At 57.7% G+C, this 25,911-nt stretch carries 24 protein-coding genes; 16 read left to right on the top strand and 8 right to left on the bottom strand.

The features are described from left to right. Positions 1-193 precede the first annotated feature (193 nt). The 3 genes from KO536_RS13500 (at position 194) to KO536_RS13490 (ending at position 1,664) form a co-directional block, all read left to right on the top strand. Positions 194-448 carry a DUF2790 domain-containing protein gene (locus KO536_RS13500; RefSeq protein WP_133077910.1) on the top strand — a complete coding sequence of 85 codons (255 nt, stop codon included), beginning with the start codon at positions 194-196 and terminating at the stop codon, positions 446-448. A gap of 289 nt (positions 449-737) precedes the next feature. Next, positions 738-995: a DUF2790 domain-containing protein gene (locus KO536_RS13495; protein WP_133077911.1), complete on the top strand. Its 258-nt coding sequence runs from the start codon at positions 738-740 to the stop codon at positions 993-995. 111 nt (positions 996-1,106) lie between these two features. Then, entirely contained in the window at positions 1,107-1,664 is a 558-nt protein-coding gene (locus KO536_RS13490; protein ID WP_219262097.1) for a GNAT family N-acetyltransferase, read from the top strand. Positions 1,665-1,754: 90 nt separating this feature from the next. On the opposite strand, the gene KO536_RS13485 is transcribed toward KO536_RS13490, so the two are convergent. Next, complete coding sequence (locus KO536_RS13485; protein WP_016782369.1) at positions 1,755-2,030, bottom strand: PepSY domain-containing protein; 276 nt, start codon at positions 2,028-2,030, stop codon at positions 1,755-1,757. Between the two features lie 164 nt (positions 2,031-2,194). Here KO536_RS13485 and KO536_RS13480 point away from each other — a divergent pair, with 164 nt between their 5' ends. After that, positions 2,195-3,190 carry a FecR family protein gene (locus KO536_RS13480; RefSeq protein ID WP_133077913.1) on the top strand — a complete coding sequence of 332 codons (996 nt, stop codon included), beginning with the start codon at positions 2,195-2,197 and terminating at the stop codon, positions 3,188-3,190. A 212-nt stretch (positions 3,191-3,402) separates the two neighbouring features. Then, positions 3,403-3,789, top strand: a complete 387-nt coding sequence (locus KO536_RS13475) for a fe2+ zn2+ uptake regulation protein (protein ID WP_133077914.1) — start codon at positions 3,403-3,405, stop codon at positions 3,787-3,789. On the opposite strand, the gene KO536_RS13470 is transcribed toward KO536_RS13475, so the two are convergent. After that, positions 3,786-3,974: a hypothetical protein gene (locus KO536_RS13470; RefSeq protein WP_019828355.1), complete on the bottom strand. Its 189-nt coding sequence runs from the start codon at positions 3,972-3,974 to the stop codon at positions 3,786-3,788. The genes KO536_RS13475 and KO536_RS13470 overlap by 4 nt on opposite strands. Positions 3,975-4,122: 148 nt before the next feature. Here KO536_RS13470 and KO536_RS13465 point away from each other — a divergent pair, with 148 nt between their 5' ends. Beyond that, positions 4,123-4,260, top strand: a complete 138-nt coding sequence (locus KO536_RS13465) for a hypothetical protein (RefSeq protein WP_219262096.1) — start codon at positions 4,123-4,125, stop codon at positions 4,258-4,260. A 72-nt stretch (positions 4,261-4,332) separates the two neighbouring features. On the opposite strand, the gene KO536_RS13460 is transcribed toward KO536_RS13465, so the two are convergent. The 3 genes from KO536_RS13460 to KO536_RS13450 all read right to left on the bottom strand — a co-directional run bounded on the left by KO536_RS13460 (position 4,333) and on the right by KO536_RS13450 (position 10,446). Further along, on the bottom strand, positions 4,333-8,007 hold the full coding sequence (locus tag KO536_RS13460) for a translocation/assembly module TamB domain-containing protein (protein WP_219262095.1): 3,675 nt from the start codon (positions 8,005-8,007) through the stop codon (positions 4,333-4,335). After that, positions 8,004-9,731 (bottom strand): autotransporter assembly complex family protein, encoded by a 1,728-nt coding sequence (locus KO536_RS13455; protein ID WP_133077916.1) that lies wholly within the window; start codon positions 9,729-9,731, stop codon positions 8,004-8,006. Before KO536_RS13455 ends, KO536_RS13460 begins: the two co-directional genes overlap by 4 nt. Before the next feature lie 64 nt (positions 9,732-9,795). Continuing rightward, positions 9,796-10,446 (bottom strand): GNAT family N-acetyltransferase, encoded by a 651-nt coding sequence (locus KO536_RS13450; RefSeq protein ID WP_133077917.1) that lies wholly within the window; start codon positions 10,444-10,446, stop codon positions 9,796-9,798. A gap of 167 nt (positions 10,447-10,613) precedes the next feature. Between KO536_RS13450 and xthA the strand changes: the two genes are divergently transcribed. Both xthA and KO536_RS13440 read left to right on the top strand, forming a co-directional pair. Next, positions 10,614-11,426 (top strand): exodeoxyribonuclease III, encoded by an 813-nt coding sequence (xthA, locus tag KO536_RS13445; RefSeq protein ID WP_219262094.1) that lies wholly within the window; start codon positions 10,614-10,616, stop codon positions 11,424-11,426. A gap of 89 nt (positions 11,427-11,515) precedes the next feature. Then, complete coding sequence (locus KO536_RS13440; RefSeq protein WP_219262093.1) at positions 11,516-12,823, top strand: substrate-binding domain-containing protein; 1,308 nt, start codon at positions 11,516-11,518, stop codon at positions 12,821-12,823. Positions 12,824-12,849: 26 nt separating this feature from the next. On the opposite strand, the gene KO536_RS13435 is transcribed toward KO536_RS13440, so the two are convergent. Further along, complete coding sequence (locus KO536_RS13435) at positions 12,850-14,049, bottom strand: acyl-CoA dehydrogenase (RefSeq protein WP_133077920.1); 1,200 nt, start codon at positions 14,047-14,049, stop codon at positions 12,850-12,852. Between the two features lie 155 nt (positions 14,050-14,204). Here KO536_RS13435 and KO536_RS13430 point away from each other — a divergent pair, with 155 nt between their 5' ends. The 3 genes from KO536_RS13430 to KO536_RS13420 all read left to right on the top strand — a co-directional run bounded on the left by KO536_RS13430 (position 14,205) and on the right by KO536_RS13420 (position 16,607). Then, positions 14,205-15,170: a LysR family transcriptional regulator gene (locus KO536_RS13430; protein WP_133077921.1), complete on the top strand. Its 966-nt coding sequence runs from the start codon at positions 14,205-14,207 to the stop codon at positions 15,168-15,170. Between the two features lie 26 nt (positions 15,171-15,196). Then, positions 15,197-15,595: a MerR family DNA-binding transcriptional regulator gene (locus tag KO536_RS13425; protein ID WP_133077922.1), complete on the top strand. Its 399-nt coding sequence runs from the start codon at positions 15,197-15,199 to the stop codon at positions 15,593-15,595. 115 nt (positions 15,596-15,710) lie between these two features. Continuing rightward, a complete protein-coding gene (locus KO536_RS13420) occupies positions 15,711-16,607 on the top strand; it encodes a hydroxymethylglutaryl-CoA lyase (protein ID WP_219262092.1) in 897 nt (298 codons plus the stop codon). Positions 16,608-17,220: 613 nt separating this feature from the next. On the opposite strand, the gene KO536_RS13415 is transcribed toward KO536_RS13420, so the two are convergent. Then, positions 17,221-18,906: an AMP-binding protein gene (locus KO536_RS13415; protein ID WP_219262091.1), complete on the bottom strand. Its 1,686-nt coding sequence runs from the start codon at positions 18,904-18,906 to the stop codon at positions 17,221-17,223. Positions 18,907-19,110: 204 nt separating this feature from the next. On the opposite strand from KO536_RS13415, the gene KO536_RS13410 reads away from it, so the two are divergent. From KO536_RS13410 to KO536_RS13395, 4 genes are read left to right on the top strand one after another with little or no spacing between them, the layout of a single operon-like run. Continuing rightward, positions 19,111-20,274: an isovaleryl-CoA dehydrogenase gene (locus tag KO536_RS13410; protein WP_133077925.1), complete on the top strand. Its 1,164-nt coding sequence runs from the start codon at positions 19,111-19,113 to the stop codon at positions 20,272-20,274. A gap of 11 nt (positions 20,275-20,285) precedes the next feature. After that, positions 20,286-21,893 (top strand): carboxyl transferase domain-containing protein, encoded by a 1,608-nt coding sequence (locus tag KO536_RS13405; protein WP_133077926.1) that lies wholly within the window; start codon positions 20,286-20,288, stop codon positions 21,891-21,893. A gap of 28 nt (positions 21,894-21,921) precedes the next feature. Then, a complete protein-coding gene (locus KO536_RS13400; protein ID WP_133077927.1) occupies positions 21,922-22,740 on the top strand; it encodes a gamma-carboxygeranoyl-CoA hydratase in 819 nt (272 codons plus the stop codon). Next, on the top strand, positions 22,737-24,674 hold the full coding sequence (locus tag KO536_RS13395; RefSeq protein ID WP_133077928.1) for an acetyl/propionyl/methylcrotonyl-CoA carboxylase subunit alpha: 1,938 nt from the start codon (positions 22,737-22,739) through the stop codon (positions 24,672-24,674). Before KO536_RS13400 ends, KO536_RS13395 begins: the two co-directional genes overlap by 4 nt. Positions 24,675-24,731: 57 nt before the next feature. Here the strand turns inward: KO536_RS13395 and KO536_RS13390 are convergent, their stop codons facing one another. Further along, positions 24,732-25,394 (bottom strand): LexA family transcriptional regulator, encoded by a 663-nt coding sequence (locus KO536_RS13390; RefSeq protein ID WP_133077929.1) that lies wholly within the window; start codon positions 25,392-25,394, stop codon positions 24,732-24,734. A gap of 129 nt (positions 25,395-25,523) precedes the next feature. Here KO536_RS13390 and KO536_RS13385 point away from each other — a divergent pair, with 129 nt between their 5' ends. Continuing rightward, positions 25,524-25,871: a DUF6124 family protein gene (locus tag KO536_RS13385; protein WP_133077930.1), complete on the top strand. Its 348-nt coding sequence runs from the start codon at positions 25,524-25,526 to the stop codon at positions 25,869-25,871. Positions 25,872-25,911 lie beyond the last annotated feature (40 nt).

Genomic DNA, 25,911 nt, shown 5'->3' with positions numbered 1-25,911 from the left:
CGTTTTGCCATCCACTCTTTTTCCTTGGGTGGATCAGCGTAACATTGCTTACATGCTTCAAACATTGATTGACACAGATACACGGTATCTTCGTACGCACATGACAACTTTGACAGGTGCCGTAACTTCTTCCCGCCTCACCGGCAAATGAAGTCAGTCAGTTTTAACGCTTGATTACTTTAGAGGCCTTACTATGAAAACTTTAATTGCACTTTTTCTTGCTGGCTTTGCAACGCTGGCCGTTGCAGGTGAAACTTCCACCGTCCAGCCTTCAACAGTCGAATCGTACAGCTATGGCACAAAACTGGATATTGCACGGGTCATCAGCCTGTCGACCATTCCCGATGTGTGTGAAGTCGTACCGGCAACCATGATCTATGAAGACTCCCAGGGCCAGCGTCACACCCTTGAATACAAGGCTATGGGCGACGGTTGCAGTTCGCACTGATCTTCAGTGGCTGCACCCACGGATGCGACCCCAGCCCCCTCTTCAGAGGGGGCTTTTTATTGGGCGTCGAAAAAACAATGAAGATTGTTACTGATCTGGAAAGACTGCTTGGCGATCTTGTGACTTTAATAACGGTGCAAGGGGCGTATTCTATGTTCATCCCTCAACGCAACATTGAAACAGGGCACGGTACTTCGTATTGCGTCACGCTCCCCCGATGACGTAATAACTTCTCCCGCCAAACCGGCAATTGAAGTCAGTGATTCGTGATTGTTTTAAGGCCTCGATAATGAAACGTTTGATTGTTCTTGCTCTCCTTGCTTTTTCAACACTGGCGGCGGCTGAAGACGTTAAAGTTGCGCCACAACAACCGGCTGTTGAACATTACACTTACGCCACCGACCTTGATATTGCCACTGTCATCAGCGTGACCCCCATCGCGGATGTCTGCGAAGTTGTACCGGCGCAAATGACTTACGAAGACCATCAGGGTCAGCGTCATATTCTCGAGTACCGTGTGATGGGTAATGGTTGCAGCAACGGCTAATACCCGCTCCCGAGGTAACGATCTACCAGGCCTCCGTTTAACGGGGGCTTTTTTATGGGTGCCATTGGGCGGTACTCTCGACTCAAACCATTGGCAAGGAGCCATCCCCCCATGCAGACCTCACCCACACTGCAGACCCAGCGACTCATACTGCAGCCACTGCAACTGAGTGACGCTCCCGCGGTCCAGAAACACTTTGCCCAGTGGGAGGTCGTGCGCTACTTGAATGCCCTCGTGCCCTGGCCCTATCCAGCCCATGGAGCAATGGACTATTTGCGCGATGTCGCGCTACCGGCCATTGCACGCGGCGAAGAGTGGCACTGGACGATTCGCCTGTTGTCGCAGCCTGACGAATTGATTGGCTGTATCAGTTTGATGGATGCCGTCGACAACAATCGTGGATTCTGGCTGGCACCGCAGTGGCAAGGCCAGGGCCTGATGAGCGAAGCGTGCGGGACAGTCGACCGCTTTTGGTTCGAGACCTTGGGGCGCGAACGTATGCGGGTGCCAAAAGCCGCCCCCAATGTGGCGTCGCGACGAATTTCCGAACGGGGCGGAATGCATTGGGTCAGCAGCGAAGAAAAGGATTTTGTCAGCGGCAGGTTTACCTGCGACCTATGGGAAATGACCCGGGAACACTGGTTGTCGCGGCACAAGCGCAACAATTAAAGCGGGGGTAAAAACACCCGGCCCTGTCAAAGGTTACGATCAGGGCCGGGTTAAAACGCTCAGCGGGCGATTCGTCTCAGGTGAAGAGAGTCAGTCTTTCTTCTCGGAAATCACCTTGCCGGTCGAATCGAAGATAATTTCATATTCCAGGCCATCGACCTTCTTGATCCCTTCTGCTTTCCAGATACCGGCGGCAGGATCCTGAGCTTCGATTTTCTTGATGACGGTGTAGCCGTTCTTGTTCTTGAGCACTTCTACCAGTTCTTTGGAGAATGCCCAGTTGGGGTCAACAGGCTGAGCCATCGCTGCACCGGCACTCAACAAAGCAGCAGTAGTGATCACAGCAGCAAAGGTTTTCTTCAACATTGTCTTAACTCCATTAATTGATGTTGCGTCTGGTACTCAATGTGACTGGAACAACCGTAGCAGAGAAAATCCCGGCCATAGGGCTAATTGACATGCTTTTGACCTGGCTCATGTTCTCGTTACCTCCAGTGCGGGGTTAGAATGCGCAAAACCTGGAAAATTCAATGAGTGAAGCACGCCCCACAGAAGCCGAAAACGATGCCATCACTGAAGCTGCGGCTCAGTGGTGCATGCGTTTGCACGAGCCCGATTGCACAAACCAGGAACGTGAAGCTTTTGCTGCGTGGCTAAATGCCGATCCCCGGCACGCCGTTGAATATGAAGCGATGCTGGACATCTGGGATGTCAGTGAGCACCTGACGCGCTCCGCGCCTGCCGAGGCCCGGGTGGTTGCATTGCCCAGCGCGCCACGTCGAAGCGCCTGGCAGCGTGTTGCCGTGGCCGCGGCCATCACTCTGCTCGCCGCCCCGGTAGCGGCTTATAGCGGCTGGCAGCTGGGCTGGATTCCCAATGCCCATGAACGCTTTGCGGCCGATACCAGCGCGAAGACGGTGACACTGCCCGATGGCAGTCAAGTCGAGCTCAATCTGGGTACACACCTGACGTTCAGCAACTTCAAGGATGAACGCCGGGTGACCCTGAGCAAGGGCGAAGCGTTTTTCAAGGTCAGCCATGATGCCTCGCACCCGTTCCTGGTCCGGGCCGCAGAGGGACAGGTTCGGGTCACAGGCACCCAGTTCAATGTGTGGATGTACGAGGATCAGGTACGGGTCACGCTGCTGGAGGGCTCCGTGCTGGTGACCAGCAACAAGAGTCTGAGTGGCGACGGCTTGCGTCTGGAACCGGGGATGCAGGCGCGCTACAAGGCGGGAGACTACGCAGCGCAAATCAGCCAGACCCCAGCCGGCACGCCGGATCTGGCGTGGCGTAACGGCAAGCTGGTACTCGACAACCTGTCACTGGCCGATGCCTTGCCCCTGATCAACCGCTACCTGGATCGCCCTCTTTCCGTGGCCGACAGCGCCACGGGCAAGCTGCGTATCGGCGGGGTGTTCAATACTCGCGAAATCGATCACCTGGTCACGTCCCTGCCCAAGGTCTTGCCGGTGTACCTGAGTATCAATGCGCAAGGCTCGCCGGTGCTGAACGCCCGGCCCTGAAAACTCAGCGTGCCTGTGAAAGACCGCACAGATTAAAAAAATTTAATAATCAGTCCAAACCCCCGTCCACACTGGACGCGTACGCGTTTGAGATGAATTCACGACAAAATTTCTACATTCCAATGTTCATGATTTCAGCCGCTCATTCGTCTAGTTAACCAAGAGCGCTTTTTTATTTTTTCCTGATCAGGCTCTGAAAAGGAGTTTTTTGCATGCACAACCAGCACATACCAACGGATGGTAGCCACCAGCATCGCGACGCAGCTTTCCAGCCCGACTCGGGGTTGTTGCAAACGCTGACTCCCTTGCAGGGCAACGAACGGATTCGCCACTTACTCAAGTGCTTCGGGCTGCGTACCAGCCTGGTGCGCCTCAAGGTCATTGACGCACTGCTCACGGCTGCCGGCAATGATCGCAGGCTGGGGGTGCGGGGCATGCACAGCCATTTGCAGGCACTGGATATTCCACTGTCATTTCTGAGTGTGCGCGAGGTACTCAAGCGCTTGTGCAGCGAAGGGGTGGTGGTGCTCAACAGCGACAAGAGCTACAGCCTGCATCCGCAGGCTGAAGCCTTTTTGACAGGGAAGATCGAAGCTTAAATCTTGGTCTTGCGGCGCATCACGCCATTGATCACGACCACGATCACGGCCACGCCGATAGCGACGTACTGGAACATTTTTTCAGTGATCATGCCGGCGTTTTGCATGTACGAAAGACCAAACATGATTCCCAGAACCACCAGTGAAATCAAAATCGAGTATTTCAAGCGCTGCGAAGGGGTCATAACCTGTTCCTGAAAGTAAGTCTGAAAGCGAAAACCGGGACCTGACAAATATGTTCGGTTTTCGATAATAAATTGAAACATTCGAGGTCTCATCTTACAGCCAGAACAGTTTTTTAGCTGCTATGGCTCTAACCATGAGGATCCACACATGTTACGTCGAGTCACCAGGCTGGTTCCGTTGTTGCTCATCCTGGCCATGAGCGGATGCGTGATTTTTCCAGGCCATGGATGGCATGACGGTCACCGTCATCATGATGGCGGTCCAGGCTATTACAACCGTTACTGAAGCGCCCCCCTGCCCTTGTGGGAGCGGGCTTGCCCGCTTTCACACAGGGTGGGGAGTCACATTTCACAGCGGTCAGAAGTCCCGCTTGTAGAAGATATCCAGCGAGCTCGCAAAGCCGCTCGCCACTTCGACATACACCCGCTTGCTCAACTTGTAACGCAGGGCAATGGTGCTGGCAGGTTCAAACACACCCACTCCGTAACGCACGCTCAGGCGCTCGTTGATCTTGCCACTGGCCACCACAGACGTGTTGTTGCCACTGCCTTCGGTGTCGAGTTCAAACTCCTTGATCCCCAAATGATTCGCCAAACTGGTGGTGACCCCCGAGCTGCCCAACAACCCCAGGCCCAGAGCCGCTTGTGCCAGCAGGTTTTCATCTTCACCGGTGCCTGTCAGCGGACGCCCCAGAATCAGGTACGACAACGCCTGCTCCTGGCTCATGGCCGGTTCCGAGAATATTTGCGTGGTTGGCTGTTCGGCGCTGCCCGTCAGACGGATACCCGCGATCACGTCGTCAGTCTGGCGAATCGCTTCGATATCCAGATACGGCTGGTCGATCGGCCCTGCAAACAACAGACGCGCCCGGCGAATGGTCAGCTTCTGGCCATAGGCGCGGTAGCGACCATTGTTCAGGCGCAACTCGCCGCGGGTATCCAGGTTGTTGCCGATATGGACCTGCCCCGCCAGATCGGCGCTCAGACCAAAGCCCGAGAACGTCAGCAGTTCCTGGCCCACTACCACGGTGATATCCATGTCGACCTGCATCGGCGACGCCTCATCAGCGGCCTGCTGGCCCACGATGACCGTGTCATCCGAAACCTTCACCGTCGAAGGCGGCAATTCGCGAACTACGATTTCACCTTTGGGAACATTGACCCGACCCGCGATCAACAACGTGTTGTCGGGACTGAGGGTGATTTTCAGATCCGGAGCGACTTCCAGCTTGGCGTAGGGCTCGACCGTTACCGGCAGGCTGTTGCCCTTGACCAGGACGTTGACCGCCATGTTCTGGCCCCACGCCACATTACCGCTGACGCTGCCCTGTCCTTTCTCGCCGCTGGTCCAGCCGCCATTGAGCAGAGCTGTCTCGCCATTGATAGCCACCGAAAGCTGCACATTTTCGAAGTTGGTCGGCAACTGCGGTCCAGAGATTTCACCCTCACTGAGGGCCACATTACCGATGACATGGGGCGCCAGCAAAGCCCCCGAAATGGTGCCCGTACCGTTCAACTGACCGGTGAGCTTTTCTACCATCGGCGCAAACGGACGGATCATCGAGATGTCCAGCCCGGTCAGGCGGAACTCCCCGCTGATCGGTTTGCTTTTAGGCAGCGGATTGATTCGCGCCGACAGCATCAGTTGCCCCAGCTTGCCACCGTCGAAATCCAGGCGGGAATCGACACGGTTAGGGGTCAGGTTGCTGGTCAGCTTGAACGCCTGGTACGGGAAGTCGACCCACTGCCCCTTGTCCTTGAAGAGCAGCGTGCCACCGCTGGCATCGACCACGATCTGACCTTTGGGCCCGCTGGCAGGCAGGTCCAGGATCAAATCGGCATTGAGGTCGCCCTGCCATTGAAAGTCCTTGGGCAGCCACTCGGCCAGGCTGTCGAGGGGGAACTGCTTGAGGTGCAGGCGCAGTTTTGGATCAGGCATCAAACGCTGTTCTTCGCTGCACAAACTGGCCGGGCCTGAAATCCAGCACTGCGAGCCCAGATTGACTCGGCCATCGGCCAGACGCTCCAGCCTTGCCGGATTTTGCAGCACCCAGGCCTGCCCACCGGCCTTGACGTCACCGCTGGCCAATCGACCGCGCCAATTGTCCTTGTCCAGGCCGCCATCCAGTGCCAGGGCCAGTTGCAGCATCGGCCCTTGCACACCCAGCTTGAGCTGCTGGCGCTTGATATCGCCACTGGCGTTGGCGGTCAGCACACCGAGCTGAGTGTCCCCGACCTGAATCCCGCTGCCCTTGAGGTCAAGGCGGCCACGCTGATTTCGATCGAGGTTGGCATCCAGGGTCAGGTTTTGCAGCTGATTATCGGCGAAAGCCAACTGCTGGCCATTAAGCTTCACCGTGCCTTGGGGCGCTTTCAGGGTGCCCCCAGCATCGACACGACCCTTGAGTTGGCCACGCAGTTGCGGCCAGAGCTGCCCCAGGCGCGGCAGGTTGAGATCCAGTTGGGCCTTGAGTTGCTGCTGCAACGTGGCGGTGCCATTGATCCGGTTGTCACCCAGGCGAATATCCAGCGCACTGAGCGTCCAGGCTTCTCCCGCACCGTTGGCCTTGGCCTGCAACACTGCTGGCAAGCCGCGTAAACGGCCTTTGAGATCAAGGTTGGCATCCAGCTCAAGACGCTCATTTTTGAACGAACCTTTGCTGCGCAGCGGGCCTGCCAGCGTACCCGGCAATTCGGCCACCCAATACGCAGGGTTGATGGCACTCAAGTCCAGTGCCGTGTCCCAGGCCACACCCTCGGCGAACTGCACATTGACGTGCCCCTCGGCCTTGCCCTGCCCGGCGACCAGTTTCAGCTGTGGCAAAAATATCTTGCCCAGATCGCCGCTGAACGGGCTGCCGAGGCTGAACTTGCCTGCTGGGCCATCGAGATCGGCCTGGAAGTTGCCCAGATATTTGCCATCGCGATAGGACACTTCGCCGACAAACTTGCGCAAATCCACATCGGGCTTGTCGATCACCGGGTACAGGTTGTGCCACGGGAATTCCAGCCAGTCGATTTTCGCCTCGGCACTCAAGCCCTCCTGCCAGTCCACTTGCCCTGACAGCTTCAAGCGCTGCAGCGGACTGGCGGTCAAGTCCAGCGCTGCGATTTGCGCGCCCTTGGCATCTACCCGACCTTTGAGCAACAGATTCACCGGCTCTTTTTCAGCGGGCAATGTGGCGCTGCCATTGAGTTCATAACCGTCTTTAAGATCGCCCTTGGCTGTCAGCAACAGCTGGTTGAGCACCAGGGTATCCGGCAGATCGGGACTGGCCTTGAACGGCTCGGCGGTGATTTTCAACTGCGCCGGCAGATTGTCCGCCAACGGCTGGATCTCCCCCGTCAGGTGTGCAGTGAGATACCCGCTGGTGTCGGCCGCAAGGTTGAGGGTGGTGCGCAGATTGCCTTCAACCTTGAGCACCACCTCCAGCGTCTTGTCGTCCGGTGCAGGCAGGCTGATAGTGCCTTGCAGGGTCAACGGCCAATCGCCATAGGGTTGTAGCAACCCGGACAATTCAACGTTAAGGTCTTCACGCTCGACCTGTACCGACTCGATTTCCAGGCCCTTGGCTGTCCACTGCGCCGACATCTGCATGCCTTTGAGCTGTTCGATGCCGTTGAACAGCACATTGCCGACTTTGACCACCCCCACCTCAATCGCCAGGGGCAGTTTCAGTTCCGGCAGACTGACCGGACCGCTGCTGCTGTCTTCACTGGGCGGGAATTGCAGGCTGATAGTCTCGGCCTGCAACTGATCGATACACAGGGTCATACGGGCCAGGCAACCCGGCGACCAGGCAAATATGGGCCTGCTGACCTCTACCCGACTGGTGCCTTGCTCCCACAGCAGGTGATCGGCACCCCACTGACCGCCCAGGCGCCCGGCAAAATTTTCAACCTGCAAGCCTGGCACCTGACCCAGCACCCAGCGGCTGCCCGCCTGCGTACCGAGAATCACGCCCACGCTCACCACCACCAGCAGAACCAACGCCAACAGCACCAGACCCGCTATTTTCAAACCACGAATCACAGTTCTGGCCCCATCGAGAAGTGCAAACGAACACCGCCATCGTCATCCAGCGCATGGGCCAGATCCAGACGAATCGGGCCTACCGGCGAGATCCAGCGAATACCCACGCCGACCCCGGTTTTCAGACTCGGGAAGTCCAGCGTATTGAACGCATTGCCCTGATCGACAAAGGTCGCCCAACGCCATTTTTCGGCGAACTGATACTGATATTCGAGACTGCCGGCCAGCATGTAGCGCCCGCCGATACGATCACCTTCTGCGTTTCTCGGTGACAGGCTCTGGTAGTCATAGCCACGCACGCTTTGATCACCACCTGCGAAAAAGCGCAGTGACGGCGGAATCGACTTGTAGCCGTTGGTGGCGCTGCCGCCAAACTGAATTCGCCCCAAAAAGCGGTGTTTGTCCCACAACGTGGTCAATGCCTTGAATTTCACATCGCCGTGAAACAGGTTGGTGTCGGACAACAGCCCCTCCTTGGCCACTTGCATCTCCGTGACCACGCTGTAGCCGTGGCTGGGATCGATACGGTTGTCACTTCGCAATACCGAATAGCTGACACCCGGCATCAACAGGGTGCTAAGACCCGAGTCGTCGCCCAGACGGTATTCTTCGTGCTGCCATTTGAGCGACACGATTCGCGTCCAGCCGTTGTCCAGTTTGCTGTGCCACTCGGGGCCGACCGTGAGCAGTTTGCTCAGGGTATCGGTGTTGGCGATTTCTTCGTTTTGATAGCCCGCGGCAAGACGCAGCTTGTCGGTCAAAGGCGGATCCAGCGGAATGTCATACCAGGCGCCGACGTTTTGCTTGGGCTGGGAAATTTCGGATTCAAAGCCATAACTGTCGCCCCGGGGATTGCCCCAATGGCGCATCCAGCTGGCTTTGCCACGGGCTCCGGTGTCGGTCGAATAGCCAAGGCCCAGGGTCATGGTGCGCGGCTTGCGGGTTTCCAGATCAACATCAATCGGAATCACTTGCCCCACTGCGGTACTGGGCGCGGCATCGACGCGCACGACTTCAAAATACCCACTGCTTTGCAGGTTCTGATTGAGTTCGGCGACCAGTTCAGAGTCGTAAGGGGTGTCCGGCTTGAAAGGCACCATGCGGTCCAGCAGGGTTTGGTCAAAAGGTGCATCGCCCGCAAAAGTGACTTTGCCAAGCAAAAAACGCGGCCCGCTTTCGTAGACCAGATTGATATCCGCAAACCCGCCCTTGGGATCGACCAGAAGTTCGTGCTGAGTAAATTTGCCGTTGAAAAAACCGTAACGCAGGGCACGGTTTTGAATCATTCGCTTGGCGTCTTCGTAATTGCCCTGATTGAGCACCGCACCCGGTTTCAGATCATCACTGGCCGGAATTTGAAAGGCTTTAAGAGCGGCTGCCGGGCCTTCGACGCGCACGTTGACGTTGCGCAGATGCACCGGCTCGCCGGGATCAATGCTCAACACCAGACGCGGCGGATCGCCGGGTTTGACCTCGGCTTCTATAGAGGGATGGTAGTAGCCCAAGGCCTGGGAAGCTTTGAGGGCCTGCTCCTGAGCGCCACGTTGAAAGCGCAATAACGCTTTCTCGTCACGATCACCGAGACTGCCTATGTAGCCTTCCACGTTGGCCTTGAGGGCATCGTTTGCCGGTTTGACTCTGACCACCAACTCGCTTTGGGCAGACACCGCAAAGCTGCTGAGCAGCAGGACAACACCACTGGTAAATCTTCCTGAGAACTTCATAGGCGCGGATGCTATCACGGGCTGGGGGGCTCATAGAGCGCGCCAACGGGCAAAAATTTCGTCTTCAGGCCGTTGCTGTATGCGACACCTGCGGATTGGCATGGAAGAACACATGTTCTACAACGGGCCCAATGGCAACTTCACCGATTTCCACATAGCCCTGGCGTTTGTAGAACTCCAGGTAATGCGGGTTGCCGGTGTCGAGTACCACGCCTTCGGAATGCTCATCCTCGGCGCACCAGTTATGCACCGCTTCAAGCAACTGTTCACCGTAGTGCTTACCCTGGAACTCGGGGTGAATCCCCACCAACGGCAGCATATGCACCGCATCCCCCGGAACGCAGGCCTGCACCGCCTCGTGATAGGCCAGATAGCGCCTCGTACAGTTCAAGCCGGTACTGAGCACCATACGCAACTGCCACGCCCAGCTTTCAGTGATACCCAGGCGCCGTTGCGGTGGGGCAATCAGAGCAATGCCCAACAGACGGTCGTCCACCAGCAACCCCAGCGCTGGCAAATCCTGCAGAAAATGCTGTTTGACCAACTCCCGCACCGTAGCCCGAACCCGCTGCTCGTAACCACTGCGCTCGGCGTTGAACAGAAAGCGAAACGTCGGCTCATGGCGATAAGCCTGATACAGCAAGGAACGCGCTTCTCTTGAATAACCACTGTCGAGCAACTGAATCTGACTGGTGGCGTTCGACGTTTGCGTCATGCGATCAACCTCCCCGGCGCGGCCTCAATAGCGGCGCTTCCAATGGGTACGAACCCCCGAGGGCCACAACAGTTCAATCATGGCCAAGTGCATCCTACGTTAGCAGTGCATTTGCCCTACTGCACGCTGGCAGCTAGCATCGCAGTTTTGCTCAGGACTGCCCGCCCATGAAAATCGTTTCATTCAACATCAATGGCCTGCGCGCTCGGCCGCATCAGCTGGCAGCGCTGATCGAGAAACATCAGCCTGACGTGATCGGCCTGCAAGAAACCAAAGTCCATGACGACCAGTTCCCCCTCGCCGACATCGAAGCGCTGGGCTACCACGTTCACTACCATGGCCAAAAAGGCCATTACGGCGTGGCCCTGCTCTCGCGTCAGGCGCCCCTGGAATTGCACAAAGGCTTTGCCAGCGATGAAGAAGACGCACAGCGGCGTTTTATCTGGGGCACTTTCGCTGACGAAAACGGCCAACCCGTCACCATCATGAATGGTTACTTCCCACAGGGCGAAAGCCGCGATCACCCTACCAAGTTCCCGGCCAAACAGCGTTTCTACAGCGACCTGCAGCAGTTGCTCGAAAGCCGGTTCAGCAACGAACAACCGTTGGTGGTGATGGGCGACATCAATATTTCGCCACAAGACTGTGATATCGGCATTGGCCCGGACAACGCCAAGCGCTGGCTGAAAACCGGCAAGTGCAGCTTTTTGCCGGAAGAGCGCGAATGGCTGGAGCGCCTCAAGGGTTGGGGATTGGTAGACAGCTTCCGCTACCTGCATCCGGATGTGGCCGACCGTTTCAGCTGGTTTGACTACCGCAGCCGCGGCTTTGAAGACGAGCCCAAGCGTGGCCTGCGCATTGACGTGATCCTTGCCTCCCAGGGGCTGGTGCCACGAATCAAGGCAGCAGGCGTCGACTACGACCTGCGCGGCATGGAAAAACCGTCAGACCATGCGCCGATCTGGCTGGAATTGAGCTGACCCACAATCCCGGAACTTTGTGTCATCGGCTTGAAACGTTCCTGACTTAAATTGCAGACATTTCTATGGCTCCAGGAAGGTGCCCCTCAATGCTGCGCTTTATGTCGTTGACCCTGTTATGCACGATGGCCACCCTGGCCATCGCTGCAGACTTGCGGATCCAGGGCTCCAACACTATCGGTGCCAACCTCGGGCCATCACTGGTGGCAGCCATGCTGGCCGAGCAAGGTCTGCACGACATCCACAGCGTCCCGGTCATGCCTCCCAACGAGCACAGCATTGTCGGCACCAACGCCCAGGGTCAGCAGATTCGTGTGGATGTCGCAGCTCACGGTTCTGGCACCGGCTTCACTGCCCTTGCAGCCGGCCAAGCGGATCTGGTGGCCTCATCTCGGCCCATCAAGGACCGTGAACTGGTCGACCTCGAACGCCTCGGGGACTTGAAAAGCCCGGACGCCGAGCAAGTCATCGCCATCGACGGCCTGGCGATTATTCTTCACCCGCGCAACCCGCTGAATCAGCTCAATACCGAACAACTGGCACAGGTTTTCAGCGGCCAGATCAACCGCTGGGAACAAGTGGGCGGTGTCGGCGGCACGATCCACCTGTATGCCCGGGATGAACAGTCCGGCACCTGGGACACGTTTAAAGAGTTGGTACTGAACCGCAACAGGCTCGCCCTGAGCCGCACCGCGCAGCGCTTCGAATCCAGCGAGCAGCTATCGGATGCCGTGAGCCACGACCCCCAGGCCATCGGTTTCATCGGCCTGCCTTATATCCGCCAAGCCAAAGCCGTCGCCATCGTCGACGGTGCATCCCAGCCCATGTTGCCGCTCTCCAGCCTGATCGCCAGCGAGGACTACCCCTTGTCGCGACGACTGTTCTTTTACTTGCCGCCCTCCTCCAGCAACCCTTGGGCCAGGGCGCTGGTGACGTTCACCCAAAGCCCGCAGGGTCAGGCCATCGTCGCGCAGAACGGCTTCGTCGCCCAAAGCGTGCAGGCCGCACGTGTTCTGCCCGGTGCCCATATGCCCGCGCAGTACCGGACGCTGACCAGGCAGGCCCAGCGCCTGACGGTCAACTTTCGCTTTGAAGAAGGCAGTGCATCACTGGACAACAAGGCGCGCCAGGACTTGCTGCGAGTCATCGACTACTTGAAGACCCACGAGAAGATGATCAATCAGGTGACGCTGGTGGGTTTTGGCGATGCCAAGGACGATCCCGAGCGGGCACAACTGCTGTCAAAATTGCGGGCAATGGCCGTGCGCCGCGAGCTGGTTAAAAGCGGCGTGATACTGCGCGAAATTCATGGTTACGGTCAGCAAATGCCCGTGGCGGCCAACACCGAAGATGAGGGCCGCATCAAGAATCGTCGGGTTGAGGTGTGGGTATATTGACCAGACTCCCTCCGGCAGAAACCTGATTACCACTTGTCCAGCTCAAATTTGCCCACCGCCGCACGGTGTACCTCATCCGGGCCATCGGCCAGGCGTAACGTGCGCTGCATGGCGTACATGTAGGCCAGGGGGAAATCTCCCGACACCCCGGCCCCGCCATGAATCTGAATCGCCCGGTCGATGACGTTCAAGGCAACATTCGGGGCGATAACCTTGATCTGGGCGATTTCGCTTTTCGCCACCTTGTTGCCCACGGTGTCCATCATGTAGGCGGCCTTGAGCGTCAACAGCCGCGCCATATCGATTTCCATGCGCGAGTCGGCGATTTTATCGATATTGGCCCCCAGGCGTGCCAGCGGTTTGCCAAACGCCGTGCGCTTCAGGGCGCGTTTGCACATCAACTCCAATGCCCGCTCGGCCATGCCGATGGAGCGCATGCAGTGATGAATACGTCCGGGGCCGAGACGACCCTGAGCAATTTCAAACCCCCGGCCCTCACCCAGCAAGACGTTTTCGCAGGGCACTCGCACGTTTTCAAACAACACTTCAGCGTGCCCGTGGGGTGCATCGTCGTAACCGAACACCGGCAGTGGCCGCACGATGTTCACTCCGGGTGTGTCAACGGGCACCAGGATCATCGAGTGCTGCTGATGACGCGGGTTCTCAGGATTGCTCAAGCCCATGAAGATCATGATTTTGCAGCGTGGGTCACAGGCGCCGGAAGTCCACCATTTGCGGCCATTGATCACCCACTCGTCACCCTCGCGCACAGCGCGGGCTGCCATGTTGGTTGCATCCGATGACGCCACGTCCGGCTCGGTCATGGCGAACGCCGAGCGAATTTCGCCACGTAGCAACGGGTCCAGCCACTGTTTTTTTTGTGCATCACTGGCATAGCGCACCAGCACTTCCATGTTGCCGGTATCAGGCGCCGAGCAATTGAACGGTTCGGAACCCAGCATCGAGCGGCCCATGATTTCAGCCAAGGGGGCGTATTCCAGGTTGGTCAAACCGGCGCCCCGCTCGGACTCGGGCAGAAACAGATTCCACAGGCCTTCGGCACGGGCCTTGAGTTTCAACTCTTCCATGATCGCGGTCGGCTGCCAGCGGTCGCCTGCAGCCACCTGCTGCTCGAAAATCGCCTCCGCCGGGTAGACATGGGCGTCCATAAACGCTGTCACACGCTCGCGCAGTGCCTGAACTTTCGGGGAATAAGCGAAATCCATAGGTGGCTACCTTCTACCGGGAATGTCGAAAAGTGATGCCCGATGCTAGAGCAGCCACCCTTTATTTGCGCCACCTATTAACTGCGTGTATTACCATTCATAAGCAATATATGATTCGCCCGTGTCACCGCCCCTGACAATAAGAGCCAAGCGCCATGAATCTGAACAAGGTTGATCTCAATCTGTTTGTCGTCTTCGACGCCATCTACACCGAAGCCAACCTGACCCGCGCCGGGCAAATCATCGGTATCACTCAGCCTGCCGTGTCCAACGCGCTGGCGCGATTGCGCGAGAGTTTCAACGACCCGCTGTTCGTACGCACGGCCCAAGGCATGGTGCCAACGCCGATGGCGCAGAACATCATCAGCCCGGTGCGCAGTGCCTTGGCGCTTTTGCGCGTGTCAGTGCAAGAAAGCCGCACCTTCAACCCCCTGCAAGCCAACAAGACCTACCGCATCAGCATGACGGACCTGACCGAGGCGGTCATTTTGCCGCCACTGTTTCAGCGTCTGCGGCGTCAAGCACCCTCGGTGGTGATCGAGAGTTTTCTGTCCCATCGACGAGAGACCACTAGCGATCTTGCTGCCGGACGTCTGGATTTTGCGGTGGATGCACCGCTCAATACCGATCCCCAGGTGCGCCACGTCAAGTTGATGGAAGACCGGTACGTGTGCGCCATGCGTCAAGGCCATCCGTTAGCCAGTCAGACCACCCTGTCCCTGGATGACTATCTGGCCATGTCCCATATTCATATCTCGACCCGTCGCAATGGCCTGGGTGAGGTGGACCTGGCGCTGGGCAAAATGGGCCTGCAACGCAAAGTCACCTTGCGCTCCCAGCATTACCTGATGGCTTCCAATGTGCTGCAACAGACCGACATGGTGATGACCGTGCCCGAACGCTTTGCCCGCCGCCATGCCTTGCACTTTGTGCCCTTGCCACTCAATGAACTCCCCAACGTGGAAACCCATTTGTACTGGCACGAAAGCACCGAACAAGACCCGGCAAATCGCTGGATGCGCGAGCAACTGATCGAACTGTGCCAGCAGCAGGCAACCCTGGAAAAGAAATCCTGCGCTGCCAGCTTGCTTGACGTAAACGTCAACCAGCCATTAGTTTAAGAATACGAATTTTCCAGAGCCCGCCCATGAGCAGCCAGACGTACAGTATTTCCGACCTTGCCCGCGAGCTCGACATCACCACCCGTGCCATTCGTTTTTATGAAGAACAAGGGCTGCTCGCCCCTGAACGACGCGGCCAGGAGCGGGTGTACAGCGCTCGGGACAAAGTCAGCCTGAAATTGATCCTGCGCGGCAAGCGCATTGGTTTTTCCCTGGCCGAATGCCGCGAGCTGATTGAGCTTTACGACCCCACCAGCGGCAACCAAAAGCAACTCAACAGCATGCTGGCCAAGATTGCCGAACGCCGCGAGCAGCTTGAACAACAGTTACTGGATATCCAGCAGATGCAACTGGAACTCGATACCGCTGAAGAGCGGTGTCTCCAGGCGCTGGAACAGACGCTGCAAAGCCAGATACCCCATTAGACGCTGATACCTTCAGTGGAAGCGGGCGACGCGGTACATCATGCGGACTGCATCGATGCCATCGCGAACAGGCCCGCTCCCACTGAAGGGTAACTACTCGCAGAAGGTGACCCCCATGACACTTCCAACCCATGTGCGCCTGATCGAAGTTGGCCCGCGCGACGGTTTGCAAAATGAAGCCCTGCCCATCAGCGTCGCTGACAAGGTGCAACTGGTTGACGCCCTGACTGATGCCGGGTTGGGCTATATCGAAGTCGGCAGCTTTGTGTCGCCCAAGTGGGTGCCGCAAATGGCCGGATCGGCCGAAGTCTTTGCGCAAATCCGCCGCAAGGCGGGCGTGGTCTACGGAGCACTGGCGCCCAACATGCGCGGGTTTGAAGATGCCGTGGCGGCAGGCGTAAAAGAAGTGGCGGTATTTGCAGCCGCTTCCGAGGCGTTCTCGCAGCGCAACATCAATTGCTCGATCAGCGAAAGCCTGGCGCGCTTTATCCCCATTATCGAGGCCGCCCGACAGCACGGCATCAGCGTGCGCGGCTATGTATCCTGCGTGCTCGGGTGCCCCTATGAAGGTCAGGTCAGCGCGCAACAGGTGGCACAGGTGGCCAACGAGTTGTACGCCATGGGCTGCTACGAGGTGTCGCTGGGCGACACCATCGGCACCGGAACACCAACGGCCACGCGCACCCTGTTTGAAGCTGTAACGGCTTACGTACCACGGGAAAAACTCGCCGGACATTTTCACGACACCTACGGTCAGGCGCTGGTGAATATCTACGCCAGCCTGCAAGAAGGCATTGCCGTGTTCGACAGTTCCATCGCCGGGCTCGGCGGTTGCCCTTACGCCAAGGGCGCCAGCGGTAACGTGGCCACGGAAGATGTGCTGTACATGCTCAATGGCATGGGCATCGAAACCGGAGTCGACATGGACAAGCTGCTCCTAGCAGGCGAGCACATCTGCAACGTGCTGGGACGTGTTACCGGGTCACGGGTAGCAAAGGCCCGCCAGGGCTAAAAAGTGTTCCATGGTGTTACCTCACCTCCCCACAAACGAGTAACACGGAAACAAAGCGGCCATCCCACTGGCCGGTTTTTTATTGCAAAGAAATACAAGCCTTTGATTTATAAGGATTTTTAAAAGTTGGCACGGCTCCTGCTATCTCTATGGCATAACAAGAATAAAAACCGCAGCAACATAATAAAAACAATACGAAACGACTCTGACATAACAAAAACAACACGGCAGAGACGCAGCTAACAGATTTTTTTGGAGAAGGTTTACTTTTCCGAGGCGCCTAAAAACCACCTCGCAACCGGGCAGAGAATAATAAAACTACCTTCAGGTAGCACCCGCACAGGTTGGATCACAGGTTTGATAGCCCGTGATGAAAGTGGATCAGCGCTCAAAAAAATACGTTTGCTCTTGATCCCGGATGGGGATCGCAAAAAAACGCAGTAAAGGGTGAGTTCCAAAAACAACAATAAACCGCCCTTCAATAATAAAAAAAGAGCATGCACGACATATTAAAGGGGAGCCCAGGCTCCCCTTTGTGTTGTCCGGGATTCGAGATTTTGCCTGTTTCTGTGGCGCGGGCTTGCTCGCGATGCACGCCCGCTCCCACTGGGTTTCAGTTTTGGGGCACGCATTCCAGAATGCTGATCTCGCGCATTTTGAACTTCTGGATCTTGCCGGTCACGGTCATCGGGAATGCATCAACAAATTTGAAGTAACGCGGCGTTTTAAAGTGGGCAATACGGGACTTGCACCAGGTTTGCAGCTCAAGCTCATTGGCCGTGTGGCCAGGGTGAAACTTGATCCAGGCCACGATTTCCTCGCCATACCTGGCGTCCGGAATACCCACCACCTGCACATCCGCCACTGCCGGATGGGTAAAAAAGAACTCCTCCAGCTCCCGCGGGTAAATGTTCTCGCCACCACGAATGATCATGTCCTTGTTGCGCCCCACAATGCGCACGTACCCCTGCTCATCCATCTGCGCCAGATCACCGGTGTGCATCCAGCCCTCGCTGTCGATGGCATCACGGGTCGCCTGCGGGTTGTTCCAGTAACCCAGCATCACGCTGTAACCACGAGTACACAATTCGCCAATCTCACCGCGTTCAACGGTGTTTCCCTCGGCGTCGATCAGCTTGCTCTCCAGTTGCGGCTGGGTACGCCCCACAGTGGTAACACGTAATTCAAGCTCGTCTGCCGGACCTGTCTGAATCGAGACCGGGCTGGTTTCAGTCATGCCATAGGCAATTTGTATTTCTCCCATATGCATTTCGCTGATGACGCGACGCATCACCTCGATCGGGCACGTGGCGCCCGCCATGATCCCCGTGCGCAGGCTCGACAGATCGGACCCGGCACGTTGCGGATGATCCAACATCGCGATAAACATGGTCGGTACGCCGTACAGCGCAGTGGCCCGCTCATCTGTCACCGCTTGCAGAGTCAGGCCCGGGTCAAAGGCTTCACCGGGATAGATCATTGTCGTCCCGTGAGTCACACACCCCAGGTTGCCCATGACCATGCCAAAGCAGTGGTACTGCGGTACCGGGATTACCAGCCGGTCATTGGCCGTCAAACCCAGGCTTTCGCCAACCATATAGCCGTTGTTGAGAATATTGTGATGACTAAGGGTCGCGCCCTTGGGAAACCCTGTCGTACCTGAGGTGTACTGGATGTTGACCGGCTGATCGAAGTGCAGGCTGTCTTGGCGGGCATGGAGTTGATCAGCCGTAACCTCACCCCCCAATTCGGCAAGTCGCGACCACGGCAAAAACCCTGCAGGCGGCTCAGGCGCGAGGCTGATGACCCCGCGCAGATCGGCAAAGCACGCACATTCCAGTGACCCGACCGATTGCCCGGCCAGCTCCGGGATCAGTTCCTGGAGCATTGCGTGATAATTGGATGTCTTGAACGCACCCGCGCACACCAGCCACTGACACGCCGATTGCTTGAGTACGTACTCCAGCTCCGAGAGCCGATACGCAGGGTTGATATTGACCAGAATCACGCCGATCTTGGCGCTGGCAAACTGGCTGATAAACCATTCGGCGCCATTGGGAGCCCACACGCCCAGCCGGTCCCCCACCTTCAAACCCAAAGCCAGTAACGCCCTGGCATGCAGATCAACTGCCCGGGCCAATTGCGCCCAGTTGTAGCGCTGCTGTTGATGGCGCACTACCAGCGCTTCTCCCTCGGGATAAAGCGCAGCTGTCTGATCGAAGGCCTGACCTATGGTCATCGCCAGCAGTGACTTGTCCAGCGCACCCTGGCTGTAACTGGGGACGGATTGCTGCTTCATGACAACTCCTCTTGTGATTGTTCTGGGAGCATGAGCAAGGCGCACGTGCGCGCCCGCTCATTTGAAGAATTGCAATTACTCTGGCCTAAGTTGACGTTAACGTAAAGGTCATTGACAGCGTTAAGCCCCAAGTTTACGTTAACGTCAAGGCTATCAATGGCGACGCAGTAAACGCCTCCATAAGAACAACGATCAAGGTGCCACATGAGCTACCCGACTTTGAACTTCGCCCTGGGCGAAACCATCGACATGCTGCGCGATCAGGTGCAGAACTTCGTCGCCGCCGAACTGGCGCCACGGGCGGCGCAAATCGACAAGGACAACCTGTTCCCGGTAGACATGTGGCGCAAGTTCGGTGACATGGGCTTGCTCGGCATCACAGTCCCTGAAGAGTACGGCGGCACCGGCCTGAGCTATCTGGCCCACGTGGTGGCGATGGAAGAAATCAGCCGCGGTTCGGCCTCGGTCGCCCTCTCCTACGGCGCCCACTCCAATCTGTGCGTCAATCAAATCAACCGCAACGGCACCCACGAACAAAAACTCAAGTACCTGCCCAAACTGATCAGCGGCGAGCACGTCGGTGCACTGGCCATGAGCGAACCGAACGCCGGTTCCGACGTGGTATCGATGAAACTGCGCGCCGACAAGCGCGGCGACCACTTTGTGCTGAACGGTAGCAAAACCTGGATCACCAATGGTCCGGATGCCAGTACCTACGTGATCTATGCCAAGACCGATCTGGAAAAAGGCGCACACGGCATCAGTGCATTTATCGTCGAGCGTGACTGGAAAGGCTTCAGCCGAAGCAGCCATTTCGACAAGCTCGGCATGCGCGGTTCCAACACCAGCGAACTTTTTTTCGACGACGTTGAAGTGCCGGAAGAAAACCTGCTGGGTACGCTCAATGCCGGGGTCAAGGTATTGATGAGCGGTCTGGACTACGAGCGCGTGGTGCTCTCGGGCGGCCCCACCGGGATCATGCAGGCGTGCATGGATCTGATCGTGCCGTACATCCACGACCGTAAACAGTTCGGCCAGAGCATCGGCGAGTTTCAACTGATCCAGGGCAAGGTTGCCGACATGTACACCCAGCTCAATGCCAGCCGCGCCTACCTGTATGCCGTCGCAGCCGCATGCGAACGGGGTGAAACTACGCGCAAGGACGCCGCCGGGGTGATTCTGTACAGCGCCGAACGCGCCACACAAATGGCCCTCGATGCGATCCAGATTCTGGGCGGTAACGGTTACATCAACGAATTCCCGGCCGGCCGCCTGCTGCGTGACGCCAAGCTGTATGAGATCGGCGCCGGCACCAGCGAAATCCGCCGCATGCTGATCGGGCGTGAACTCTTCAACGAAACTCGCTAAGGAGCGTAGGCATGTCCATCTTGCATACGACGATCAACCCGCGCTCGGCCGAGTTCAGCCTCAACCGTGATGCCATGCTCAAACAGGTTGATGCCCTGCATGCCCTGCTTGAGCAGGTGCAACAGGGTGGCGGGGCCAAGGCCCAGGAGCGTCACACTTCACGGGGCAAGTTGCTGCCTCGCGAGCGCATTGATCGCCTGCTGGACAGCGGTTCGCCCTTCCTTGAGCTGAGTCAGTTGGCGGCATACAACGTGTACGGCGAAGACGTTCCAGCTGCCGGAATAATCGCCGGCATTGGCCGGGTCGAAGGCGTGGAATGCATGATTGTGGCCAACGATGCCACCGTCAAAGGCGGCTCGTACTACCCGCTGACGGTCAAAAAACACCTGCGGGCGCAAACCATCGCCGAACAGAACCGCCTGCCGTGCATCTACCTGGTGGATTCCGGTGGCGCCAACCTGCCACGCCAGGATGAAGTGTTCCCTGATCGCGAGCACTTTGGGCGCATCTTCTTCAATCAGGCGAACATGAGTGCCGCGGGCATTCCGCAAATTGCCGTGGTCATGGGGTCATGCACCGCTGGCGGCGCCTATGTGCCCGCCATGGCCGACGAAGCCATCATGGTTCGCCAGCAGGCCACGATTTTTCTGGCTGGCCCGCCACTGGTCAAGGCTGCCACGGGTGAAGTCGTCAGCGCCGAGGACTTGGGCGGCGCCGATGTGCACTGCAAGATTTCAGGGGTGGCCGACCACTACGCTGACAATGACGAACACGCGCTGGCACTGGCCCGGCGCAGCGTTGCCAATCTTAACTGGCGCAAGCTGGGCCAGTTGCAACTGCGTACGCCGCTGGCACCGTTGTATGGCCGCGAAGAGCTGTACGGCATCGTCCCGGCTGATGCCAAGCAGCCTTTTGATGTGCGTGAAGTCATTGCCCGGCTGGTGGACGGCTCAGTGTTCGATGAGTTCAAGGCCTTGTTCGGCACCACGCTGGTGTGCGGCTTTGCCCATTTACACGGCTACCCGGTAGCGATTCTGGCCAATAACGGGATTCTGTTTGCAGAGGCCGCACAAAAAGGCGCGCACTTTATCGAGTTGGCGTGCCAGCGCGGTATTCCCCTGGTATTTCTGCAGAACATCACGGGGTTTATGGTCGGTCAAAAGTACGAAGCCGGTGGCATTGCCAAGCACGGGGCCAAATTGGTGACGGCCGTGGCGTGCGCCAAAGTACCGAAGTTCACCGTCATCATCGGCGGCAGCTTTGGTGCCGGTAACTACGGGATGTGCGGCCGCGCCTACGATCCCCGCTTTCTGTGGATGTGGCCAAACGCCCGAATTGGCGTGATGGGTGCCGAACAGGCGGCCGGGGTGCTGGTGCAGGTCAAGCGTGAACAGGCTGAACGCAATGGCGAGGCGTTCTCGGCACGGGAAGAAGCCGAGATCAAGCAGCCGATTCTCGATCAGTACGAACACCAGGGCCACCCCTACTACTCCAGCGCGCGCTTGTGGGATGACGGCGTGATCGACCCGGCGCAAACCCGCGACGTATTGGCCCTGGGCCTGTCGGCGGCACTCAATGCCCCGATCGACGCCACGCGCTTTGGCGTGTTCCGGATGTAACTCCCACAGCCATTAAGGACTGACGGACATGATTGATTTCAACACCCTCGAACTGCACACCGATCCCCGGGGTTTCGCCACCCTGTGGTTGAGCCGCGAGCAGAAGAACAACGCTTTCAACGCCGAGATGATCCGCGAGCTGATTCTTGCTCTGGACGCTGTGCAGTCTGATCCTGCCCTGCGCTTTTTGGTGCTGCGCGGGCGCGGGAAACATTTCAGCGCCGGTGCCGATCTGGCCTGGATGCAGCAATCGGCCGAACTCGACTACCACACCAATCTCGACGACGCCCGCCATCTGGCTGAATTGATGTACAACCTGGCCAAGCTGAAAATGCCAACCCTGGCCGTTGTGCAAGGTGCAGCCTACGGCGGTGCGCTGGGCCTGATCAGTGCCTGCGACATGGCCATCGGCGCGGATGACGCGCAGTTCTGCCTGTCTGAAGTGCGCATCGGCCTGGCACCTGCCGTGATCAGTCCCTTCGTGGTGCAAGCCATCGGTGAGCGTGCGGCGCGGCGCTACGCCCTGACCGCTGAGCGCTTCAGCGGCCAACGTGCCCGCGAGCTGGGCTTGCTGTCAGAATGCTACCCCATCGCCGAGCTTGAGCAGCAAATCGACCACTGGACCGAAAACCTGCTGCTCAACAGTCCGCACGCGATGCGTTCGTGCAAAGACCTGCTGCGGGAAGTCAGTCATGGTGCACCGACTCTGGCCATTCGCCGCTATTGCGAAAACGCCATTGCAAGGATTCGTGTCAGCCCTGAAGGTCAGGAAGGCTTGCGTGCCTTTCTGCAAAAACGCGCTCCCAGCTGGCAAGCCGATCCATCGACCCAGGAGTCGCGCCCATGACTGCCGGTCTAACCTCTGTGCTCGTCGCCAACCGTGGCGAAATTGCCTGTCGGGTCATGCGTACCGCCAAAGCCCTGGGTCTCACAACCGTCGCCGTTCACAGCTCGACCGACCGCGATGCACGGCATTGCCGTGAAGCTGATATCTGTGTGGACCTGGGAGGCAGCAAGGCCGCCGACAGCTACCTGAAAATCGATAAGATCATCGCAGCAGCGAAGGCCAGCGGTGCTCAGGCCATTCATCCCGGCTACGGTTTTCTGTCGGAGAACGCAGGCTTTGCCCGCGCCATCGAAGCCGCAGGGCTGATTTTTCTCGGACCGCCCGCCAGCGCCATTGATGCAATGGGCAGCAAGTCCGCGGCCAAGGCCTTGATGGAAGTGGCGGGTGTACCTTTGGTGCCGGGCTATCACGGCGAAGACCAGGACCTGGAGACCTTTCGCCTGGCCGCCGAGCGCATCGGTTATCCGGTGCTGCTCAAAGCCACGGCGGGCGGTGGTGGCAAAGGCATGAAAGTCGTCGAAGAGGTCAGTCAGCTGGCTGAGGCACTGGCTTCGGCCCAGCGTGAAGCCCTGTCATCGTTTGGCGATGGGCGGATGCTGGTTGAAAAGTACGTGCTCAAACCACGTCATGTGGAAATCCAGATTTTTGCCGACCAACACGGTAACTGCCTGTACCTCAATGAACGTGACTGCTCGATCCAGCGTCGCCACCAGAAGGTCGTGGAGGAAGCGCCAGCACCCGGCCTGAGCGTTGAACAACGTCAGGCCATGGGCGAGTCTGCCGTGCGGGCGGCTCAGGCCATCGGTTATGTAGGTGCAGGGACCGTAGAGTTTTTACTGGATGCGCGAGGCGAGTTCTTCTTTATGGAGATGAACACGCGCTTGCAGGTTGAGCATCCGGTCACAGAAGCCATCACCGGGCTGGATCTTGTAGCCTGGCAAATCCGCGTGGCACGGGGTGAAGCCTTGCCCATGACCCAGGCACAAGTGCCATTACACGGCCACGCCATCGAAGTGCGCCTGTACGCTGAAGACCCGGGCAATGATTTTCTCCCGCAAACCGGACGGCTTGAGGTGTATCGCGAGTCCGCTGCAGGTCCGGGCAGGCGCGTGGACAGTGGCGTCAGTGAGGGTGACGAGATCTCACCGTTTTACGATCCGATGCTGGGCAAGCTGATTGCCTGGGGAGAAGACCGGGAGCAGGCTCGCTTGCGTTTGTTGGCGATGCTCGATGAATTTGCCATCGGCGGCCTGAAAACCAACCTGAGCTTTTTGCGCCGTATCATTGGTCATCCCGTCTTCGCAGCAGCCGAACTCGATACCGGGTTTATCCCGCGCTACGAGGCACAATTGCTGCCTGCCGTGGAGTCCCTGCCTGCAACATTCTGGTCTGCGGCCGCCGAAGCATTCGATCAAAGTCAGGCCCCACGCGTGCGCGACGATGATCCGGCGTCACCCTGGTCGGCAAACAACGGTTTTCGTAGCGGCCTGCCTGCCCGAACCTTGCTGGCATTGGCCTGCAATGGCGAGCAACAGGTCATCCACCTGAGTGGCAGTTCAGCCATTTGGCGCAATGAACAGCTCGTCATCGAACAGGACGGGGTACGGCGCCAGCACTTGGCCATTCGCCGGGCGGATGCGCTGTACTTGCGCTGGGACGGTGAGCTGCACTGCGTGCGCCTGCACGATCCGATCAGTGCCGTGGATGCCAGTCATACCGCCCAGGGCGGCCTGACAGCGCCCATGAATGGCAGCGTTGTGCGGGTGCTGGTTGAAGTCGGACAAACTGTTGAAGAAGGCGCTCAATTGGTGGTTCTTGAAGCCATGAAGATGGAACACAGCCTGCGGGCGCCCCATGGGGGCGTAGTGAAAGCCTTGTTCTTCCAGGAAGGCGAGATGGTCAGTGAAGGCTCTGCACTGGTCGAACTGGAATGAAAAAAGGCGGATACCGCAATCGGTATCCGCCTTTGCCGGGGCATTTGAAATGCGCCTCTAGAACTTGACTGTCGCCTGAACCACTACCCCGATAATCCGGCAGTTTTGATCAAACAGGGTTTTAGGATAAGTCGGGTTAAGTGGCTTCAGGTAACGTTGACCGCTCTCTTCGATCAACTGCCGAAATGTCGTCGCCTCTGACTCAGGGGTAAGGGCAATCACCATTTTGCCTGGCGTGGCCTCAATATCCGGATCGACCAGAATCATCATCCCTTGCGCGATGCTGACCCCCACCGGTGCGGTCATGGCATCCCCCGTCACCTGTAACCAAAACGCAGCCCCTTTGGCGTAATGATCACTGACCTCGAATATCGTACCGGGCGGGACAGGATAGCCCGGCAGCACCTTTTCGCTAACCTGACCTGCCGTAATCCAGTCTCTCACCGGATAACGGAATGCCGAGGTGATCTCATAGGTGTATTCGTCAGCGCCAGGCGTGTCGCCTGCGTGGCTACGCTCGCGAATCACCAGAGCGACTTCAAGGTGCTCAAGCCCGAGGGCATGCAGCACGTTGTTCATCGTCGGCAAGTCGGGTTGACGGCGTTTATTGAGCCAATGGCCGACTCCGCCCTGGGAAGCCCCGACGCGTTCGGCTAGTTTCTCTTGCGTGAGTTTGAGCTCGCGCAATTTGGTTCTGACTAAAGCGATCCATTTATCCATCTGCCGAACAATACGGATTGATTTCGACGCAACAATACACACATTGTATTATTTATTTTTAATCAATTAATACTCATTGTACTAATCTTGCCTGGCTGATTCGATTAACTCCTGAAACGCAGGTAAATCATGACTTCACTTACAAAAAGCCCGCAGAAAAACGAGTCCGATTCTGAGCTTGATTCCCTTAAGGACACCGTCGCGACACAACGTGCGCTCGACTATTATTTGAAACCATCTGTTTCCCAGCACACGATGGAAAAAAAAGTGTTCCAGGTGAGCAGTGACGTCAGTCAGGAAGAAGCCTTGCTCCATGCATCAGATTATCTGCGATGTGGAATTGCCAGCGCTCATGGTGCGGCCGAGCATCTGCATGGCCCTCAACGGGACTTGCTGCTGAGCCTCGCGTTCTTCATGGAGTCATCCAAGCAACTGGTGGACAGAGCCATTGATGTACAGCCGCTGTCTGCCCATTGATGCCAGAAAAGGCGCCGGTGGCCGATCAGGACACCCGCGC

This window comes from Pseudomonas sp. NKUCC02_KPG (genome assembly GCF_019345465.1).
Classification (GTDB): domain Bacteria; phylum Pseudomonadota; class Gammaproteobacteria; order Pseudomonadales; family Pseudomonadaceae; genus Aquipseudomonas.
This window is presented reverse-complemented; position numbering and strand designations above follow the sequence as displayed.

Coding starts and splice junctions, on each gene's coding strand:
- KO536_RS13500 (WP_133077910.1), top strand. CDS start 194: ATGAAAACTTTAATTGCACTTTTTCTTGCTGGCTTTGCAACGCTGGCC.
- KO536_RS13495 (WP_133077911.1), top strand. CDS start 738: ATGAAACGTTTGATTGTTCTTGCTCTCCTTGCTTTTTCAACACTGGCG.
- KO536_RS13490 (WP_219262097.1), top strand. CDS start 1,107: ATGCAGACCTCACCCACACTGCAGACCCAGCGACTCATACTGCAGCCA.
- KO536_RS13485 (WP_016782369.1), bottom strand. CDS start 2,030: ATGTTGAAGAAAACCTTTGCTGCTGTGATCACTACTGCTGCTTTGTTG.
- KO536_RS13480 (WP_133077913.1), top strand. CDS start 2,195: ATGAGTGAAGCACGCCCCACAGAAGCCGAAAACGATGCCATCACTGAA.
- KO536_RS13475 (WP_133077914.1), top strand. CDS start 3,403: ATGCACAACCAGCACATACCAACGGATGGTAGCCACCAGCATCGCGAC.
- KO536_RS13470 (WP_019828355.1), bottom strand. CDS start 3,974: ATGACCCCTTCGCAGCGCTTGAAATACTCGATTTTGATTTCACTGGTG.
- KO536_RS13465 (WP_219262096.1), top strand. CDS start 4,123: ATGTTACGTCGAGTCACCAGGCTGGTTCCGTTGTTGCTCATCCTGGCC.
- KO536_RS13455 (WP_133077916.1), bottom strand. CDS start 9,731: ATGAAGTTCTCAGGAAGATTTACCAGTGGTGTTGTCCTGCTGCTCAGC.
- KO536_RS13450 (WP_133077917.1), bottom strand. CDS start 10,446: ATGACGCAAACGTCGAACGCCACCAGTCAGATTCAGTTGCTCGACAGT.
- xthA (WP_219262094.1), top strand. CDS start 10,614: ATGAAAATCGTTTCATTCAACATCAATGGCCTGCGCGCTCGGCCGCAT.
- KO536_RS13440 (WP_219262093.1), top strand. CDS start 11,516: ATGCTGCGCTTTATGTCGTTGACCCTGTTATGCACGATGGCCACCCTG.
- KO536_RS13435 (WP_133077920.1), bottom strand. CDS start 14,049: ATGGATTTCGCTTATTCCCCGAAAGTTCAGGCACTGCGCGAGCGTGTG.
- KO536_RS13430 (WP_133077921.1), top strand. CDS start 14,205: ATGAATCTGAACAAGGTTGATCTCAATCTGTTTGTCGTCTTCGACGCC.
- KO536_RS13425 (WP_133077922.1), top strand. CDS start 15,197: ATGAGCAGCCAGACGTACAGTATTTCCGACCTTGCCCGCGAGCTCGAC.
- KO536_RS13420 (WP_219262092.1), top strand. CDS start 15,711: ATGACACTTCCAACCCATGTGCGCCTGATCGAAGTTGGCCCGCGCGAC.
- KO536_RS13415 (WP_219262091.1), bottom strand. CDS start 18,906: ATGAAGCAGCAATCCGTCCCCAGTTACAGCCAGGGTGCGCTGGACAAG.
- KO536_RS13410 (WP_133077925.1), top strand. CDS start 19,111: ATGAGCTACCCGACTTTGAACTTCGCCCTGGGCGAAACCATCGACATG.
- KO536_RS13405 (WP_133077926.1), top strand. CDS start 20,286: ATGTCCATCTTGCATACGACGATCAACCCGCGCTCGGCCGAGTTCAGC.
- KO536_RS13400 (WP_133077927.1), top strand. CDS start 21,922: ATGATTGATTTCAACACCCTCGAACTGCACACCGATCCCCGGGGTTTC.
- KO536_RS13395 (WP_133077928.1), top strand. CDS start 22,737: ATGACTGCCGGTCTAACCTCTGTGCTCGTCGCCAACCGTGGCGAAATT.
- KO536_RS13390 (WP_133077929.1), bottom strand. CDS start 25,394: ATGGATAAATGGATCGCTTTAGTCAGAACCAAATTGCGCGAGCTCAAA.
- KO536_RS13385 (WP_133077930.1), top strand. CDS start 25,524: ATGACTTCACTTACAAAAAGCCCGCAGAAAAACGAGTCCGATTCTGAG.